The organism is Pseudomonas sp. NUPR-001 (genome assembly GCF_052147955.1).
Taxonomy (GTDB): domain Bacteria; phylum Pseudomonadota; class Gammaproteobacteria; order Pseudomonadales; family Pseudomonadaceae; genus Aquipseudomonas.
The window spans coordinates 2,343,249-2,361,572 of the sequence record NZ_CP197353.1 but is presented as its reverse complement, the minus strand read 5'-3'; the positions used below and the strand labels follow the sequence as shown (position 1 = coordinate 2,361,572).

The following is an 18,324-nucleotide window of genomic DNA, read 5'->3' as shown; positions in this document are numbered from 1 at the left end:
CCTTCAGCCGGCCACCACGCGGTTACGGCCGGTTTGCTTAGCCAGATAGAGGCGCTCGTCGGCGCGCTTGAGGATCGCCTCCGGAGTGGGCGTGTCGTCACTACGGCAGGCCACCCCGATAGAAATGGTCAGCGAGCCGGACGGCACAATCTGGGTGGTTGCAATGCTCTGGCGAATGCGTTCGGCGATATCACTGGCAGCCTGCAGGTCGGTTTCCGGCAAGATCAGCGTGAACTCCTCACCGCCTGCACGACAGGCCAGGTCGTTGTCCCGTGAGTTGCGGGCAATGACCGTGGCCACCTGCTTGAGGGTCTGATCGCCGACATCATGGCCGAAGGTGTCGTTGACCCGCTTGAAGAAATCGATGTCCAGTGCCAGCACCGCATAATCCAGTTGCGCCTGCGTAAGCGCTTGCAACGCATCATTCATGGCGCGACGGTTGGCCAGACCCGTCAGCGGGTCACTCTGTGCCTGGTGGCTCAGGTGGCCGAGCTTCTGTTGCGTTAACTGCACCCCGGTGAGCAGCGCCCGGCGAATGGCAGCAGCTTCGGCGTACCATGCCTTGATGCCCTGCAACCGCTCCGGTGTCTGTGGTGCCGCCAACTGTTCGGCGTTGACTGCCAGTTGCCGCAAGGGTCGAGAGATCAGCAGGGTCGCCAGCCAGATCGCCACCAGCCCCAGCACACCGGCAGGAATGATGTTAACCAGCATGTCGCGCAGCAATTGCCCGAGCGGGGCCAGCGCCTGCGCTCGCGGCTGTTGCGCAACCACCGCCCAGTTGACATCCGGCACCTGGGCGTAACCGGCGAGCATGGGAATGCCCTTGTAGTTGATGGCCTCCATCGGCCCGTGCTCGCCACGTATGGCGGCATCGACGGTTGCGCTCTGGCCCAACACCTCGCCGATTCTGATGCGGTCGGAGTGGTACAACAGACGACGGTTTTCATCGGTGACAAACGCGAAACCAGCGTCTTGAAGAAAGTGGTTGCTGATCAGCGTGTGCAAGATGCCCCGCTGACGCAGGTAGATCGATGCACCAATCAGACCGAGATATTCACCGTCAGGGTTGAATACCGGCTGCGAGATAAACACGATCAGATTGCCCGCTGCACTCACGTAAGCATGGCTGACCATCGGGCGCTGTTCACGCAACGCCTGGACCACTTCATCCTTGCCCAACGTGCTACCGATGATCTGCTCCTGGGGCGGGTAGATTTGCACGGCTTTGCCGTCGGCAGCCACGATAAGCACTGCGTTGAAGGCGTTGTCTTCTGCCTGCAGGCGCTCGGCTTCTTCCGCAAGCACCTGCGGATCAGCAAAATGGCGGCCAAGACGCTGGCTGCTATAGCGCAAACGGTTGTGTGCCGATTTGAGGAACTGGTCAATTCCGGAGGCCACCTTCGAGGCATAGGCCTGGTTGGCCTGAAGTGCCGAATGCACCAGGGCATCGCGTTGCACCCCGTAAGCCACCCACAAGCTGTTGCACAAGGTTGCCAGTACGGCCATCAGCACCAGAACGAGAATCAGGCCACGCAGGCCAATGGATACCAGACGCGTTTCACTCATAACCCCTGCCACTTGATTGCTTCCCTGCGTAGCAGCGTAGCTGCTTTTGCGCGCAGCTTTCCGTGAGCGCCGAGCGCCTGGCACCCCTTACCCACACAGATCAACGAATCAGGCCAGCCCGGTTCTTGAGCAGGGCAATCACCCGTTGGCCCGGCGCTATGAAGCCATCGGCATCCACCTGGTACTCCTGCAGATCGCCACTCATCATCACCGTGTCACTGACATTGCCGCCCAATACCCGCACCACGTCCGGGGTCACTTCCACGACAATGTCGGAGTGGCTGATGTAGCTGGCGTGGTTTTCTGCATAGCTGTAGGTAAAGTTGCCCGAGCTGCGGTTGCGCTGGATGATGTCGCCCAACTCCGGCTTCTGTTCGTTGATGCGATAGCCCCAGAACGGTTTGTCCAGACGCTCGGTAATGCGCGCCTTGATCGCGTTGTTGACGAACACCGAGTGGCCCGAGGCGAACGCGAAGTTGGCGTAGGCAGGCCCGGCCTTGCGCACCACCCAGGAAATAAAGGCCGCAGACCATGGCACTTCCTCGCCATTGGCGTAGCGGCTGCGGCCGTCGTAAGGCTCGCCAATCGCTGCCCACATTTCCCGCACATAGGTGTAATACGGGGCGGCGCGCTCATCGGCCTGGCCCTTGTCGAAACGCAGCCATTCGTTTAGCGCAGCGCGCAGCAATGCTTCGATCTCGGGGCGTACTGGCTCGCGCAGGTACTTGCCGAATATCACGCCCTCCTCCATGCCGATCCTGACCTTGCGCCACCCGGCCTCGGTCGAAGGCCCCAGATCAGCGACCTTCTCACCGATGGTCAGGTCACGCAGGATGGTGCTGTTGGGTGCCTCGCGCAGGCGTACCCCTTCGGTGGTGACAAAGCGCTCGCCGGCCAGTACCGGCTGCTCGTCGACCACCGCCTGCGGATTGCCACCCAAAGTGGCGTCCAAATCTTCGTCCCAGGCCGGTGAACCATGGCCCAGCTCGTCCACCACAAAGGCCCCCAGCGCTTGCCGGGATACTTTGATGATATTGCGGTCGTAGCCAATGCCCGAGGCCTCGTGGGTCAGATCAGGCGGCACCTGACGCATGGCCCAGCGCCCGGTATAGAAAAACCCTTCGGTGCCGGTAAACAGCCGTGACATCGAGATCCACGGCACACTGATCAACCCCTCCGCCAACAGCTTGGACAGCACCGCCCCGCTGCCATAGGCGCCAATGTTGAAGGCCCCGCCTATCTGGTTTTTAACTGCCTGGAAATAATCGAGTATCGGCCCATCGATTTCACTGGCCCGGTAGTCGGCATCGACGGCGAACAGAATGGTGCTGCCTTTGCCCTTGGGTTGGCCGACCAGCTTGGCAAACTCCATGGCGCTTTTGGCGTTGTCGATGCCTTGCTGGGTAGAGAAATGTTCGATCTTGCGGCTGCTGTCCTGATACACCGGCAACAGCGCGAAGCCTTCTTTGCATAACATTTTGGCTTCGGCAGCGGTCAGGGTCTTGGCCCTGACGGAACTGGCGTAGTATCGGATCAGGGTATCGACGCCCTGGCTGCGCAAGAATGCCAGAAAGGTTTTACCAGCCGTTGTATTGAGGCGGGTGCTTACATCGACCGCCGACCACCCTTGAGCGTTGGAGAAGTCGTCTTTGTAAGACATACCGGTACCTCTGAGGCTTGTGGCAAACCATAGGCCGAACGCGGTGTGGGGTCGCGAGACCCGGCACCTTTACAAAACGATAGCCAACCCCGGTGGCGGGTCAAGGCTTTGGCTTTGAGGCTGTGGGCTTATCCAATTGCTGGGGTGGCACCACTGGCCCCTTCCGCCCTTACGGCGGCCTACTTTGCTCTTGGGCAAAGTAGGCAAAGCCGCTCGCTCCTGCATCCGGCCCTACGCTGCGCTTCGGGTTCCTTCCCTCCGGCATTGCTCCCGCGAGGACCGCGCTAACGGGCCATCCATGGCCCGAAGCGCTTGACGGGCTCCTGCCCGTCACCTCACTACGCAATACCTCCACTCAGCCTCCTGAAGTCGCAAACCGCGGCGCCTGAACTAACGCGCACGCAAAGCAAAAGCAAAAGCAAAACGACAAGCCACCCCAACCGACACTAGCGAAGCTAACGCCAGCCCAGGCGCTGCCCGTAACTTAGCGACTTCAGAAGGCCGAGTGGAGGTGACTGGAGGGCCAGGTGCGTTAGCACCCTTCGGCGTAGCCGAAGGCGCGAGATGTAGACTTGCGTAGCAAGTCGTAGGCCGCGCGGGCCTGGAAGTCGCCGGAGCCGAGGGGACCCGGAGCGAAGCGTAGGGCCGAATGCAGGAGCCAGCGGTTTTGCCTCCTTTTTCCAAGAAAAAAGGAGGCCGCCGTAAGGGCGGAAAGGGCCAGCCCAGCCACCACAAGAATTGGATAAGCCCCCAAAGCCAAAGCCAAAGCCAAAGCCAAAGCCAAAGCCAAACCTAGCCCTTTCCCCGACGCCCCGTGAAGAGCCTTAAAAGCCCAGGCTTGCCGAGAGCAGATAGGTCCTCGGGGTAGACAGCGTCAGCCCGGCTTCGCTGTCGTCGGAAGCACCCGCCGAGGCCCAGTAACGTTCGTCGAGCAGGTTCTCGACACTGGCGCGCAGGGTAATGGCCTTGCCGTCGACCTTGAAGGCATACCGCGCCCCGGCATCAAAGCGCTCCCAACCGTCAATCTGCTTGCTGTTGGCCTGATCCAGGTACTGCGAGCTGGAGTGGATACCGCGGGTGGTCAAGGTCAATCCGGCAATCTCCGGCACATCCCACTCGGCCCCGAGGTTGACGTTGTACTCCGGCGTTGCCGGGGCGCGATTGCCATCGAAAATGCCACCCACGGTACCGCTCAGCTCGCTGTCGATGTACATCAGCCCACCCAGCAGACGAAACCCTGCCACGGGTTCACCGAATACCGTCAGTTCAACCCCTTTGTTCTCGCGCTTGCCGCTGGGGCCAAACACCCGCGTGGTAGCGTTGGTCTCGTAGGCCGGTTGCTTGATGCGAAACGCGGCAGCGGTCAAGGCAAAGCGGCCCAGGTCGTATTTGGCTCCGACCTCTACCTGGCGGCTGATGAACGGCGGGAAGATCTGGTCTTCGTTGATCGCGGTCGAAGGCGCGATCTTGCCCTGGCTCAAACCTTCCATGTAGTTGGCGTACAGGGAGAGCTTGTCGGTGGCCTTGAACAGAATCCCGCCTGAGGGCGAAACCTTCTCCTCATCGTAGGCGGTGGCGCCTTTGACATCGTTGCTCCAGTCATCGACCTGCACCCGCTGCCAGCGGGCACCGAGGGTCAACAGCACACGGTCATCGAAAAAGCCGAGGGTATCGGCCAGTGCCACACTGCTGAAGCGGTTCTCGGTATAGGCCTTGTCGTCCTCGCGTGTTGGCGTTCCTGGCGTCGGCGTGGGGCGCGGGTTGTACAGGTTGCTGGGCGCCGAGGCATAGCGCGCCCCGCCGTTCTCGAAATCCATGTAGTAATAGTTGGCCGCCAGGTTCACTTCGTGGCTGACCGCGCCGGTGTGGAACCAGTTGCGCAGGCCCGCTGTGGCGGTTTTGACGTTCTCATCACGGGTAAAATCGCGCGGCTGAACGATGAAGTCCCCCGCATCGTTGGACACCGGTACGTTGTGACGCAAAAAATCATGGTTACTGCTGCGCGCGCCGACCGCCGCATAGGCCAGCAACGAATCACTGAGGTCGTATTCGGCATTGAGCGTGCCGAAGGTATCGTTGGTGCGCGCTTTACTCCAGGCCTGGGCATAGTTGCGTCGCACATCGTCGGCGTCCGGGACCTTGGCTTTGGCGCCAACGATCACCCGCTCCTGGGGAGCGTCAGTGTCGCGCTCGCTGTGGCCAATATCGGCGGACAGGCGCACGCGTTCGCCGCGAAAGTCCAGACCCACTACGGCCAGCTCACGGCTGACCTGTTGATGGTCCCATTCGGTGTCGCCCGACTGTTTGACGCCGTTGAAACGCACGCCGAACTGCTGCTGATCACCGAAGCGGCGGCCAACATCCACCGCGCCTCCGACCTGGCTGTCGGACACGTAGCTACCGGTAAACTCGGTGATCGGCGTGTCACCTGCACGTTTGGGCACCACGTTGATACCACCACCGACACTGCCTCGCGGCGAAATGCCGTTGATCAACTGGCTCGGCCCTTTGATCACATCAACGCGGTCGGCCATTTCCATGTCTATCGAATAGGTTGGCAGCACGCCGTACAAGCCGTTGTAGGCGACATCGCTGTTAAACAGGCTGAAACCACGGATGGTGAACTGCTCGAAGCGCCCGCCAGCGGGGTTGGTCGCGCGAACCGAGGGGTCGCTGGCGATCAGCTCGCCGAGGGTGCGCGCCTGTTGGTTCTGCACCGCCTCGCTGGTGTAGGTGGTCATGCTGAACGGGGTTTCCATGAAATCCCGCGAGCCCAGCAAGCCCTGCGACCCCCGACGCGCCACCTGGCCACCGGCATAGCGCTCGCCGTCCAGGTCGCTGCTGGTATGGCTGAGGATGCTGGTTGGTGCGATCTCCAGGGCATTTGACCCCTGTGGCACTGGTACCAGGGTATAGGCATCGGTACTCACCGGCTGCAGTTGCAGGCCGCTGCCCTGCAGCAAGCGGGCAAAGCCCTCATCGACACTGTACGTGCCTGACAGCCCGGCGCTGCGGCGCCCACTCACCAACCCCGGCTCCACCGAGACACTGACCCCTGCCTGACTTGCGAAGCGAATCAACGCTGAACCCAGATCGCTTGCGGGCACTTTATAGCTGCGTTGTTCGCGCTCGGCCAGCGCCGCTTGTGGCGCCATTGCGCCGAAGCCGAGCATCAGGCTCAGGCACAACGAGGAATAGGAAAACGAAGACGCAAGATGCATCGGGCGGCGTGTCACTGCGGGCATGGTGCGCACTCTTATGGATTCACTTGCCCTTGATGACAATCGAGCGGAAAAAAGGGGACAGCCTGCGGGCAATTATTTTCATGGCACTGCTGCCCTTCACTCGCGGTCCTGTAACGAGCGGATCAGGTTATCGCGCAGCTTCACCACCGCGCCCTGGATTTGCGAGAACTCTTGCTCGGTCAGGCCGGTGGCGGCGAACAGGTCCACGTCCGAACGTTCGTCAGCCAGCTGCCGGCCGCCCGCAGTCAGGCGGATGCGTACCTGACGCTCATCCTCGGGGTCGCGCTGGCGTTGTACATAACCCATGCCTTCAAGCTTTTTCAGGATCGGGGTCAGGGTGTTGGATTCCAGGAACAACTTTTCACCCAGGCTGCCGACGGTCTGGTCGTCCTGCTCCCACAAGGCAACCAGGGTGATGTATTGGGTGTAGGTCAAGCCCAGACGCTCAAGCTTCGGTTTGTAGGCCTTGCCGAACGCGAGGTTAGTCGAATACACGGCAAAACACAGAAACTCGGAAAGCTTCAGCTCTGCAGGCCGTGCCGGGTCGGTAGGCTTCATGGGCGATTCCTCGGTTGGTTGGAGCGCAACGCGCAACGGCCAGGTGCGCTGACCTGGCCGTTGGTGCTTTAAGGTTTGCGCGATTAAATCGCGTGCGACCTAGCTGATCGTCTCGTCCCTGTACCGCGAAGTCAAGTCACGCAGTGACGGCCTTCAAGGTTACGGCAATGTTGCCGCGTGTGGCTTTGGAGTACGGGCATACCTGGTCGGCGGCATGCACCAGGGCATCGGCGACTTCCGGGTCCAGACCTGGCAGATGGGCGGTCAAGCGCGCCTGCAGCAGGTAGTCTTTGCCGGTCTGGCCAAGATCGACTTCGATCTCAACCGCAAGGCCGGCGGGCAGCGCCACGTTCATTTCCTTGGCAACCAGCTCCAGCGCGGCGATGTAGCACGCCGACCAGGCTCCTGAGAACAACTGCTCTGCAGTCGGGTGTGGCTGGATAGCGTTGAAGACATGGGCTGGCTTGCTGGCGCCTGGCGACGACAGCTGGATATCCAGGCCACGTGCGGTGCTGCCAGCAACGCTGAGGGTGGTGTGGGTTTTGCCGGTTACCAGGACTTTGTCGATCTTGCTCATGGGGTATTCCTTCGAAGTGTTGATTATTATCGCTAACGATTAAATCGCATGCGATTGGTTGATAATCAAACAAGCGGCCATTGCCGTCAACAGCCCTCCCCGGCTGTTGCGACGAATGGCGCATCTGTAGGAGCGGGCTTGCTGTGGGAGCGGGCTTGCCCCGCGATAGCAGTGAAACAGGCAAACCGCAATCGCGGGGCAAGCCCGCTCCTACCGAGATATCAAGCCAAGGTTTGCTCGCCGACAACCACGTCGACCCACTGCGCATTCACCAACGCAGCCAGCTGTTCAGGCTCGATACGCACGGCAGCATTGGCCGCCCCGCCTGCCGGAAACACCAGCGGAAAATCCTTGAGCGAAACATCGCAATACACCTGCAGTGGCCGCGCCAGACCAAACGGACAGACGCCGCCGACCGGGTGTCCGGTCTGCTCTTCGACCTGCGAGGCATCCAGCATGCGGGCTTTGACGCCGAAGTGTTGCTTGTACTTGCGGTTATCCAGCCGAGCATCGCCGCGGGCAACCAGCAAGATCACCTCGTCACCGACCCGTAGCGACAGGGTTTTGGCAATCTGCCCCGGCTCAACACCAAGCACTTCAGCGGCCAACGCCACGGTGGCGGTGCTGGTTTGCAACTCCATCACGGGAATCTGCGGGGCGTGCTGGGCAAAGAAGGCCCGGACTGACGATAAGCTCATGCTCGACTGGCTCCTGATAGCGAATGGCGCCCCAATGGAACATGAGCCTGTCAGGCTTGGCAAGAATCAATGCAGCGCGCGGGTCACCAGGTAGCTGACCAGTTCGGGCTCATCATCCAGTTCAAGGTTGCGCACCGGCCGGGGCAAGTTGTCCAACACCGCGCGCCAGAAAGCCTGGGCGGTTTCGTCCTGGTCATAGAAGCGCACCAGCCAGTCGCGCTCGCCGCTGAGCAACACCTGACTGGCCACGGCGCGGCCAATGCCTTTGCGCCGGTAGCGCTTGAGAATGAACAGGTCGGCCAGTTCCAGAGCGTTGAGATCGGCAAACTCGCTTCCCTCGATCAGCAGGAAGCCGGCAATGAAGCCGTCGACCAGAATCAGGTTGGCGCTCCACTCTGGCTCCTGCCAGTAACGCAGCAGATGCTCCTCGTGGATATAGAAGCGGCCATCCACTTCGACATCTTCTTGCTCCCAGTCTGAAGATTCATAGGCATAGAACTGGTACAGGTTGCGGATCAACTCGGCTTGTTCCGGGCTGGTTTGCAACACTTCGACAGTGAAGGGCGTGGCAGGCATGGCAGTCTCGATCAGTAAACGGGTAGCGCTTTTTTCGCGGGCGCTATTGTTTACAAATCCGGTGATCAATTCCAGCTGTAGGGGCGGCGGGGCGGCGATCCGACTTGCCCCGCGATTGCGGTTTGCCTGACTCACCGCATCGCGGGGCAAGCCCGCTCCTACAGGTGGTGCAAGACAGTATCTCCCACCAGGTGAATTAGATTCTGGCCAGGGCCTGGGCCAGGTCGGCGCGCAGGTCTTCGACGTCTTCCACCCCAACCGACAACCGCACCAGCGCATCGCCAATCCCCAATTGCGCGCGGGTTTCGGCAGGAATGCTGGCATGGGTCATGATCGCCGGGTGCTCGATCAGGCTTTCCACCCCGCCAAGGCTTTCGGCCAGGGCGAATATACCGACGCTTTCCAGAAAACGCCGGGCACCGGCCAGGTCAGTGTTGAGGTCCAGCGAGATCATTCCGCCAAAGCCGTGCATCTGCCGCCGTGCCAGGCCGTGCTGGGGATGTGAGACCAGCCCTGGGTAATACACCCGCGCCACTTGCGGCTGACGCTCCAACCAATGGGCCAGTTCCAGCGCATTGCTGCAGTGACGCTCCATGCGCAAGGCCAGGGTTTTCACCCCGCGCAAGGTCAGGAAGGCGTCGAACGGCCCGGCAATCGCACCCACCGCATTCTGCAAAAAGCCCAGGCGCTCGGCCAGTTCGGGGTTACCCACCACGGCGATCCCGCCGATGACATCGGAGTGACCATTGAGGTACTTGGTGGTCGAGTGCACGACGATGTCGAAGCCCAGCTCCAGCGGGCGCTGTACCCAAGGGCTGGCAAAGGTGTTGTCGGCCACACAGAGAATGCCGCGCTGACGGCAGATCTCGGCCACCGCGCTCAGGTCGGTGAGGCTGAGCAACGGATTGCTCGGGGTTTCGACCCAGACCATTTGCGTGTCGTCTTGCAATGCCGCTTCGAACACCTCCAGGTCACTCAGGTCGACAAAGCTGAAGCGATGCCCGGCGCTGCGCCGCCGTACCCGCTCGAACAGGCGGAAGGTGCCGCCGTACAGGTCATTGCCAGAAACGATGTGCGCCCCGGCATCCAGCAGTTCCAGGACGTTGGCGATGGTGGCAAGCCCGGAAGCGAAGGCAAATGCCTGGGTGCCGCCTTCAAGGTCGGCAACACACCGCTCCAGCGCCCAGCGCGTGGGGTTGTGCGAGCGGCCATAATCCAGGCCTTTGTGCACCCCGGGGCTTTGCTGGGCATAGGTGGAGTTGGCATAGATCGGCGGCATCAACGCCCCAGTGGAAGGGTCGGGGGTTTGCCCGGCATGGATCACGCGCGTGGCGAAACTGCGTTCGTCGGATTGGCTCATGGCAAAGACCTGCGCAGGTGGTTGAGCATGTCGACACGGGTAATCAGGCCATAGAAGCCCTGGGCATCAGCAATGATCGCCACCAGTCCACGGTCGAGTTCCGCTTGCAGTGTAGACAGGCTGGCACTGGGTGGCAGGGTTTGCAGCTTGTCGGTCATGGCGCTGGCCACCGGCAGGCTGAAGTGCGTAGGGTCGGCGTGCATGCCGACGAGGATGTCCGACTCATCGATCACCCCGACCAGCCGTTGCCCGTCTTCGAGCACCGGCAATTGCGAGACATCCGCCAGGCGCATGCGCTGGAAGGCGGTGAGCAACGTATCGCCGGGGCCGACGCTGATCACTCGGCCATCTTCAAAGCGCCGGGCGATCAGGTCACGCAAGTCGCCGTAGTGCTTGAACTGCAATAGGCCCTGATCGGTCATCCATTGATCGTTGTAGACCTTCGACAAATAGCGGGTGCCGGTGTCGCAAACAAAGCTGACCACGCGTTTGGGCTCGGTTTGCTCGCGGCAGTACCGCAGGGCGGCAGCCAACAACGTGCCAGTCGAGGAGCCGCCGAGGATACCTTCGGCGCGCAGCAACTGGCGGGCATGCTCGAAGCTGTCTTCGTCACTGACCGAATAGGCCTGGCGTACGCTGGACAAGTCGGCGATCGACGGGATGAAGTCTTCGCCGATGCCCTCCACCGCCCAGCTCCCGGGCGTGCCCAGGGCGCCACTGCGGCTGTACTCGGCCACTACTGAGCCAACCGGGTCGGCCAGCACCATGGCCAGGTCCGGTTGTACCCGGCGAAAGAAACGGGTCAAACCGGTCAGCGTGCCGGCCGAGCCGACGCCAACCACGATCGCGTCGACGTCGTGCTGCATCTGCGCCCAGATTTCCGGCGCAGTGCTGCACTCGTGGGCCAGCGGGTTGGCCGGGTTGTTGAACTGATCGGCGAAGAACGCCTGGGGAATTTCGGTGGTCAGGCGTGCTGCCACGTCCTGGTAATACTCCGGGTGACCTTTGCCGACATCCGAGCGGGTGATATGCACTTCGGCGCCCATGGCCTTGAGGTGCAGGACCTTCTCGGTGGACATTTTGTCGGGCACCACCAGCACCACCCGATAACCCTTGGCCCGACCGACCAGGGCCAGGCCCAGGCCAGTGTTGCCAGCAGTGGCTTCGACGATGGTGCCGCCGGGACGCAAGCGGCCATCGCGTTCGGCGGCATCAATCATGGCCAGGCCGATGCGGTCTTTGATCGAACCGCCGGGGTTCTGCGATTCGAGCTTGAGGAACAAGGTACAAGGGCCGGTATCGAAACGACTGACACGCACCAGGGGGGTGTTGCCGATCAGTTCGAGCACAGCCGGGCGGGAATTACTGGGCATGGGACACCTCGCAACCGCGGTGGGTGCTGGAGCGCCAGTGCATCCGCTCCAGACAACGCCTCGCTTGGACCTTAGGCCCGCTTGGCCCACACCGCAACCGCTCACAGCTGACCGGTCACCGCCCTCCCCGGTCAGTAAGTACCGCGCAGGGTCAGCATGAAGTTGCGCGGATCGCCGTAGTAGTTGCCATAGGTCGAAGTGCCGACCGTCTGGTAGTACTTCTTGTCGAACAGGTTGTTGCCGTTGAGGGTCAGGTCCCAGTGTTCGTCGAGTTTGTAGTCGACCAACGCACTCCAGGTGGCGTAACCGCCCTGGCTGAAGTCGAACGGCACATCACGCTGCGCGACACTGCCATCGGCGTTGAAGCGGGTGGTGGTACCCGACACATACGTCGCGCTCTGCACCTGCACGCCACCACCGACCTTGAAGTCTTGCAACACGCCCGGCAAACGGTAGGTAGTATAGAGCTTGAACAGGTGCTTGGGCATCACCGTGCTCAGTGGCGCGTCGGCACTGCGGTTGCGATTGAGGTTGAAGGTATAGCCACCGATCAGCGTCCAGTCCGGCAGCAGTTCGCCCGATGCCTCTATGTCGATGCCCTTGCTGACCACCTTGCCACTGCTCAGGTAACAGCAACTGCCGGCGAACAGGTTGCTGCTGTCGATGTAAGCCGGGTCGCGTACCGCTTCGTCTTCACGGGTGGTGTAGTACAACGCGAAGTTGGTGTTCAGGGCGCCGTCCAGCAGCTCGCCTTTGAGACCGGTTTCATAGGTTTTGCCGGTCATCGGCTCAAGCGGGCTGCCCGGTTGCGGGCCAGAGAGTTTGTTGGACTGTGGCTTGTAGATTTCCGAGTAGCTGGCGTAGGCCGACCACTGATCGTTCAAGTCATAGACCATGCCGCCGAACGGCGTGACTTTGGTGCCGATGCGCTGATCGACGTCGGAGACCGTGCTCCATTGCGTACCGTTGCGGGTCTGGTAGGTCTGGGTGAAGTGATAGCGCTGCGCGCGCGCACCGAGGATCAGGTGCAACGGCTCGGCCAACTGCAGGCGCAAGCTGGAATACAGACCGTACTGGCGCTGGGCGTTGGGGTCGTAGTCGCGGCTGTAGTCGGTGTGGTCGGCCGGCTCTTGCCACGGCGTGGAATCTGGATCGAAGACATCCACCGGACCACGGGCGCCGTCGTGCGGCGCGGTGCCCAGCCAGCGGCTGTCGATGCGTTGGTAGTCGGCGCCGAGCACCAGTTGATGGTCCAGGCCAAAGGCCTGGAAGTTACCCGCCAGGTTGACGTCGTACAGGTGCTGTTCGTTTTCCTGGCGGCTTTGGGTGCCGTACCAGACCACCCCGGTGTTGGTGTTGGGGTCTACCGCATTAAGGGTGCTGGCGGTTTTGAACCACGACACGTCCCAGATGTTGGTGTACGACAGGTTGAGCTTCCAGTCGTCGTTGAAACGGTGGTCGTACTTGGCAAAGTACTCGCGCGCCGTGGTGTCGGCGTAGGCCCAGTTCTGGGTCAGACCGGTGTGGCGCGGCAGTCCCAGGTCGGCACCGTTGCTGTAGCGCGGTACCGAGCTTTGCGTGCCGTTCTCATGGGATTTGTTGTAGCGCACACCGAAGGTGAACATGTCATCGTCGCTGACGTCGGCTTCCATCACCCCGTACACCAGGGGCTTTTCGGTGCTGCGCTTGTCGACGAAGTACTGCCGGTCGGTGTTGGCCACCACCAGCCGTCCGCGCAGGCGCCCGTCCCAGCCCATGGGGCCGGTGATGTCCAGCTCCTGACGGTAGTTGTCCCAACTGCCAGCGCTGAGACTCAGCTTGAGCTGGTTGTAGGCCATCGGCCGTTTGCGCACCAGGTTGATGATGCCGCCCGGGTCACCCGAACCGCCGAACAACGCTGCCGAGCCACGCAACACTTCAACGTGGTCGAACTCGGCGAGGTCGAAAATGTTCGAGGAATAGAACGAGCCCATCGCCGTGCCCAGCGCCTGCGGGGCCGCGCCATCGATTTGCAGGTTCTGGATCGAGAAACCGCGAGAGATGAAATCCTGAATGCGGAAGGTGGTGCTCTGGGTGATCACCCCAGGCGTGACCCTCATTGCTTCGTTGATGTCGGTCAGTTGCTGGTCTTCGATCAGTTGGCGGGTCACCACCGACACTGATTGAGGGGTCTCGCGCAGGCTGGTGGGCGACTTCGAACCGACGCTGATCAAACCGGGCGCATAGCTGCCGGTGTTCTCGGTGCTCTCCCCCATGCCTTGGCCAGCCACCGTGGTGACGCCCAGCTCAAGGGTTTGCCCGGCCTGGGTATCAACCACCGGCTGCAACACATAGCCACTGGCACTGTGGCTGATGCGATAACCACTGCCGTCGAGCAAGGCGGCAAAGCCTTCGTCCACCGTGTAGCTACCGGTCAGGCCTTGGCTGCTGCGTCCGACCAGATCTTCGGCCTGGAACACCAGCGCCACCCCGGCTTGCTGTGCAAAGCGGTTGAGGGTGCTGCTCAGTGAGCCTGGGGCAATATCGTAGTGCTGCTGGGACTGGGCCGTGGCCAGTTGCGGCATGGCCATGGCAACACCGGCACAGGCCAGGTGGATGCACAGGGCAATGGGGCTCAAGGCCTGCGGGTCAGCAAATCGACGCATGGGGAAACGGCTCCTGTTTTAATCATGTTGGCCCTTTGCTTGACGGGCCAGCCTGACAATGCGGAACCAATAGGAATGATTATTTTTCAGTAGTTGTGCGTTCGATGCGTGTCCACCAGCCGGTGTACTGCTGCACACGGATCGGCAAAGCCTGCGCCAATAGCTGCAAGGCCCGGTCGGTATCATCCAGCGGCAATACCGCAGAGACGTTAAGATCAGCCAACTGGCTGGCGTCGAACTGCAGATGACCCTGGCGTTGACGCCCCAGTGCCTGCAGCACTTGCGGCAGTGGCATGCCCTCGACCACCAGCTGATGGCGCTGCCAGGCCTGCTCGAGGCTGGCCGGATCGATGTCGGGCAGGCGCCCCACGGCATCTTCGCGCACCCAGGCGCGCCCGCCGCCGTGTACCTCCAACGCCTGGCTGCGGTCGGCACTGCGCACCGCGACGGTGGACTGCAACATGCTCAGTTCACTCTGCCCTTCCCCGCGGCTCACGACAAAACGCGTCCCCAAGGCGGTGAAACTGCCTTCGGCGGTGCTGACCACAAACGGCCGCGAGGTGTCGTGCGCGACATCCACCAACACTTGGCCGCGGCGCAGTTGAATACGCCGTTGACCACCCTCGAACTGCAGGTCGATCGCACTGTTGCCGAACAGGGTAATGCGCGAACCATCTTCCAGCGTCTGCGACTGCCACTCGCCCGGCGAGGTATGCAGGTCAGCAAACAGGTCGTCGGCACGAAAACCGCTGAGGCTCTGCACTACGCCGAGACTGGCCAGCAACACGCCGATACCTAACAGATGACGGCTTCTGATCCGCCGTTTGCCCGGCATCTGCAGCGCAGCCCGGGCCGGCGCCCGTTGCGTACGCAAACTGTGCAACTGTGCGACCACACTGCTGATTCGTTCGAAGGTGGCCTGATGACGGCTGTCGCGCTGACGCCAGTGCTCGAAGGCCTGACGCTCCTGCGCCGTCAACGGGCCCTCACTCATGCGCAGCACCCATTCGGCAGCCTGGGCTTCGACGCTGTCCTCGCTGTTCATCGCTTCACACGTCCAGGGCCTGATTGCAGTGCATCAGGGCCTGCAGCAGGTACTTGCGCACCATGCGTTCGGAGACCTCAAGGCGCTGTGCGATCTGCACCTGGGTCAGTTCATCCAGGTAATAGTCGACAAAGGCCTGGCGCACCTTGGGAGGCAGCCCCTCAAGCACAAAGGCGATCTGCTCCAGGGCTTCGAGGGTGGCAAGTATCTGTTCAGGCGACTGGTACCCCTCCAGCGCATCGACCGTCAGCGCCAACTCGCGCAGGTACGCATCTTCAATATGCTGGCGCCGTGCTTTATCGATGATCAAGCGGCGTGCGGTGGTACTGAGAAACGCCCGCGGCTCACGGATCGCCGCCACTGAGTCACGCGAACCGAGAATCCGCAGGAAGGTGTCGTGGGCAGTGTCGGCGGCATTTTGCGGGCAGCGCAGTTTGCGGCGTAACCAGCTGAACAACCAGCCGTGGTGTTCGCTGTACAGTTGGTGAATGGCGCGCTGAAAAGTTGGCTCGACCGCAGACATGAACGCCGCCAAAAAGGTGTAAGTGAGAATTGTTCCGAATAGTATCCAGTCGTTACCTCCCTACGCAACCTCTGCTATTGCTGCGCGGTGAACAGCGCAGCGCAAAAAAGGCAAATTGCTGGCCCCCGAGCCTTCCGCATGTTGGCAAACTCGCTTTCCTTTCAACAGCTTAGGTTGACACTATGCGGGCTTATGGACTGACCCTTGCAGCGTTTTTTTTCGCCGTTTTCTCCCTGGGTACCCAGGCCAAGACCTTGGCCAAGAATGACCGCTATGTGTGCAGTTGGGGATCGGATATCGCTGCCGGCGCACAACAATCCAAGCTCAATGGTGTGACCTTGTATTCGGCGCGTAAAAAACTGCAGGTGCGCAAATTCCCCAAGCCCTGGATGCGCATGACGGCCATGGGCATTACCGAGCAAACCTACAACAGCCGCTCACGTCTCAAGCCTGCCGCCATCAAGCAAACCTACTATGAGCAGTGCGTCCAGCATGCGTTGGCACAGCGCTGAGGGTGTGACAATCGGGCATTGGACAAGCGCCTAAAGCCCACCATACTGATTCGTCACTGCAAGCGAGCACGCAAGCAGCGCACCCAGGCTTATCTGCGAAGACAGGAGTTCCCATGGCAGGATGGTTTGAGTTGAGCAACAGCAGTGACGGTCAGTACCGCTTTACCCTCAAAGCGGGCAATGGCGAGATCATTCTTACCAGCGAGTTGTACAAGACCAAAGCCTCTGCCGAAAACGGCATTGCTTCGGTCCAGACCAATAGCGCTGCGGATGAGCGCTATGAGAAAAAAGAAGCCAGCAACGGCAAGTTCCATTTCAACCTCAAGGCTGCCAATCACCAGGTCATCGGCAGCAGCCAGATGTACGCTACCGCGCAATCGCGTGATGCGGGCATCGCCTCGGTGAAAACCAACGGTTCGAGCAAGACGATCAAGGACAACACCTGATCAATACCAGGCTCCCTGCGAATCATCGCCGCGTGCGCTGAGGGGGAGCCTGCCTTGACTCAAGACTCGGCAGCAGGCCGATTGCCTTGTGCGCACGCTGCAGGCTATAGTCGCAGCCGGCGCTATCCACGCCTCCCGTCCGCGGAAAGGGCTGCGCCCAGGACACGACTCCCAGGATTTCTCTCTACGACTCCCGGCCTGACAGCGGACAAGGCTCGCACAAGGAGTTCGTATGCCTGCTCGACTGTCCTCCCCTTCCCATGATGGGCGCATCAACCTTGAACAACAGCGCAAGCGTGCCAAGGAATTACTCCAGCGCCTGCGCTCAGGCAGCGCGCCTGAGCAACAAGCACTGCTACCAACCTCGACTGAACCACGCCTGGCCGATGCGCAACGGCTGATCGCTCGCGACCTGGGCTTTAAAAGCTGGCCCAAGCTCAAGGCGCATATCGATGCGGTCGACTTTGCTGCCCGCCATCCGCAGTTCATCGCCGACGACGAAGCACGCACCCAGCATTGGCGTTGCGGCAGCGACATCCAGCACAGCCTGCAACTGGCAGGCTTTACCGGTGCATTCCACATGTTCACCGATCCGTTGTGCATGGGCCCGGTGCGCGATTTACCGCCTGCGCAATACCAGGCCATGCGCGTCGATTACATCAGCCAGGCTTACGGCCTCAAGCGCGCCGATGTGCAGCGCAAGATGGCAGACGAATACAACCAACTGCCCTTGCTGGAAGACTGCCCACGGGCGGTGCTCTGGTGCGAAGCGGACGCTTATGACCAACTGTTTCTGATACGTCTGTTGTCGAGTCTGGATCGCGGGCCGCAACAGCTGGAGTTGATCCAGACCGCTCAGGTGCCCGGCGTGCAGCGTTTTATTGGCATCGGCCAACTGGCACCGGATCTGCTTGCCTGGCTGTGGCCGCAACGTCAGCCAGTGACTGAAGCGATGGTGCAACTGGCGCGGCAGGCCTGGGCAGCCTACTGTGCGCCCTCGCCTGAAGCCTGGGCACGCTTGGCGCACCGCCAGGATCTGTGCCTGCCGCTGCTGGCGCCGGCGTTGTTGCGTCAACTGCAGGAGCTGCCGGGGCTGGACGATGGCTTGTCATTAACTGAGCGGCTGTCGTTGCAGATCATCGCTGAGTTCGGTGAGGTACCCCTAGGTCGGGTATTTGCTGAATTGATGGGCAAACGTGAACCGCTGCCCTTTCTCGGCGACTTGATGTTCCACGCGGTACTGCGACCGCTGATTGACTCGCCGACACCGTTGATCAGCGAAGCGCAGCCGGAACTGGAATGGGCGCGACGGCCCTTAACCTTGACCGCCCTGGGTGAGCGGGTGCTGGCAGGTCAGGCCAACTGGCTGGATCAGCAAGCCCCTGAGCGCTGGGTGGGTGGCGTGCGCCTGCAGGCTGGACAAGGTCATTGGGCACTGGACCAAGCCCTGCACCCCGTCTGGCGCGCATAACCCTAATGTAGGAGCGGGCTTGCCCCGCGATGCGATATGACAGACAAATCGCTATCGCGGGGCAAGCCC

At 61.4% G+C, this 18,324-nt stretch carries 15 protein-coding genes; 3 read left to right on the top strand and 12 right to left on the bottom strand.

The window, feature by feature from the left end; translation table 11 throughout:
• Nucleotides 1-3 precede the first annotated feature (3 nt).
• From ACP6KB_RS10825 to ACP6KB_RS10770, 12 genes are all read right to left on the bottom strand, one after another.
• Nucleotides 4-1,566, bottom strand: a complete 1,563-nt coding sequence (locus tag ACP6KB_RS10825; protein ID WP_442113708.1) for a diguanylate cyclase — start codon at nt 1,564-1,566, stop codon at nt 4-6.
• Between the two features lie 100 nt (nt 1,567-1,666).
• Nucleotides 1,667-3,226 carry a DUF2272 domain-containing protein gene (locus ACP6KB_RS10820; protein ID WP_442113707.1) on the bottom strand — a complete coding sequence of 520 codons (1,560 nt, stop codon included), beginning with the start codon at nt 3,224-3,226 and terminating at the stop codon, nt 1,667-1,669.
• An 824-nt stretch (nt 3,227-4,050) separates the two neighbouring features.
• Nucleotides 4,051-6,471 (bottom strand): TonB-dependent siderophore receptor, encoded by a 2,421-nt coding sequence (locus tag ACP6KB_RS10815; protein WP_442113706.1) that lies wholly within the window; start codon nt 6,469-6,471, stop codon nt 4,051-4,053.
• Nucleotides 6,472-6,567: 96 nt separating this feature from the next.
• A complete protein-coding gene (locus tag ACP6KB_RS10810) occupies nt 6,568-7,029 on the bottom strand; it encodes a MarR family winged helix-turn-helix transcriptional regulator (RefSeq protein ID WP_442113705.1) in 462 nt (153 codons plus the stop codon).
• Nucleotides 7,030-7,165: 136 nt separating this feature from the next.
• Entirely contained in the window at nt 7,166-7,606 is a 441-nt protein-coding gene (locus ACP6KB_RS10805) for an Ohr family peroxiredoxin (protein WP_442113704.1), read from the bottom strand.
• 221 nt (nt 7,607-7,827) lie between these two features.
• Nucleotides 7,828-8,304 carry a YbaK/EbsC family protein gene (locus ACP6KB_RS10800; protein WP_442113703.1) on the bottom strand — a complete coding sequence of 159 codons (477 nt, stop codon included), beginning with the start codon at nt 8,302-8,304 and terminating at the stop codon, nt 7,828-7,830.
• A 66-nt stretch (nt 8,305-8,370) separates the two neighbouring features.
• The gene (locus tag ACP6KB_RS10795) at nt 8,371-8,880 is read right to left on the bottom strand and encodes a GNAT family N-acetyltransferase (protein WP_442113702.1); all 510 of its coding nucleotides are present in this window, start codon (nt 8,878-8,880) and stop codon (nt 8,371-8,373) included.
• 196 nt (nt 8,881-9,076) lie between these two features.
• Nucleotides 9,077-10,240 carry a trans-sulfuration enzyme family protein gene (locus tag ACP6KB_RS10790; protein ID WP_442113701.1) on the bottom strand — a complete coding sequence of 388 codons (1,164 nt, stop codon included), beginning with the start codon at nt 10,238-10,240 and terminating at the stop codon, nt 9,077-9,079.
• Nucleotides 10,237-11,613 carry a pyridoxal-phosphate dependent enzyme gene (locus ACP6KB_RS10785; protein ID WP_442113700.1) on the bottom strand — a complete coding sequence of 459 codons (1,377 nt, stop codon included), beginning with the start codon at nt 11,611-11,613 and terminating at the stop codon, nt 10,237-10,239. The genes ACP6KB_RS10790 and ACP6KB_RS10785 overlap by 4 nt, the downstream gene beginning before the upstream one ends.
• A gap of 131 nt (nt 11,614-11,744) precedes the next feature.
• Nucleotides 11,745-14,258 (bottom strand): TonB-dependent siderophore receptor, encoded by a 2,514-nt coding sequence (locus tag ACP6KB_RS10780; protein ID WP_442113699.1) that lies wholly within the window; start codon nt 14,256-14,258, stop codon nt 11,745-11,747.
• A gap of 79 nt (nt 14,259-14,337) precedes the next feature.
• Entirely contained in the window at nt 14,338-15,303 is a 966-nt protein-coding gene (locus ACP6KB_RS10775) for a FecR family protein (protein WP_442113698.1), read from the bottom strand.
• 4 nt (nt 15,304-15,307) lie between these two features.
• Nucleotides 15,308-15,826 (bottom strand): sigma-70 family RNA polymerase sigma factor, encoded by a 519-nt coding sequence (locus ACP6KB_RS10770; protein ID WP_442113697.1) that lies wholly within the window; start codon nt 15,824-15,826, stop codon nt 15,308-15,310.
• 182 nt (nt 15,827-16,008) lie between these two features.
• Here ACP6KB_RS10770 and ACP6KB_RS10765 point away from each other — a divergent pair, with 182 nt between their 5' ends.
• From ACP6KB_RS10765 to ACP6KB_RS10755, 3 genes are all read left to right on the top strand, one after another.
• Nucleotides 16,009-16,338, top strand: coding sequence for a hypothetical protein (locus ACP6KB_RS10765; RefSeq protein ID WP_442113696.1), 330 nt, complete (start codon nt 16,009-16,011; stop codon nt 16,336-16,338).
• A 113-nt stretch (nt 16,339-16,451) separates the two neighbouring features.
• A complete protein-coding gene (locus ACP6KB_RS10760) occupies nt 16,452-16,784 on the top strand; it encodes a YegP family protein (RefSeq protein ID WP_442113695.1) in 333 nt (110 codons plus the stop codon).
• 232 nt (nt 16,785-17,016) lie between these two features.
• Entirely contained in the window at nt 17,017-18,255 is a 1,239-nt protein-coding gene (locus ACP6KB_RS10755; protein ID WP_442113694.1) for a DUF1835 domain-containing protein, read from the top strand.
• Nucleotides 18,256-18,324: the final 69 nt, after the last annotated feature.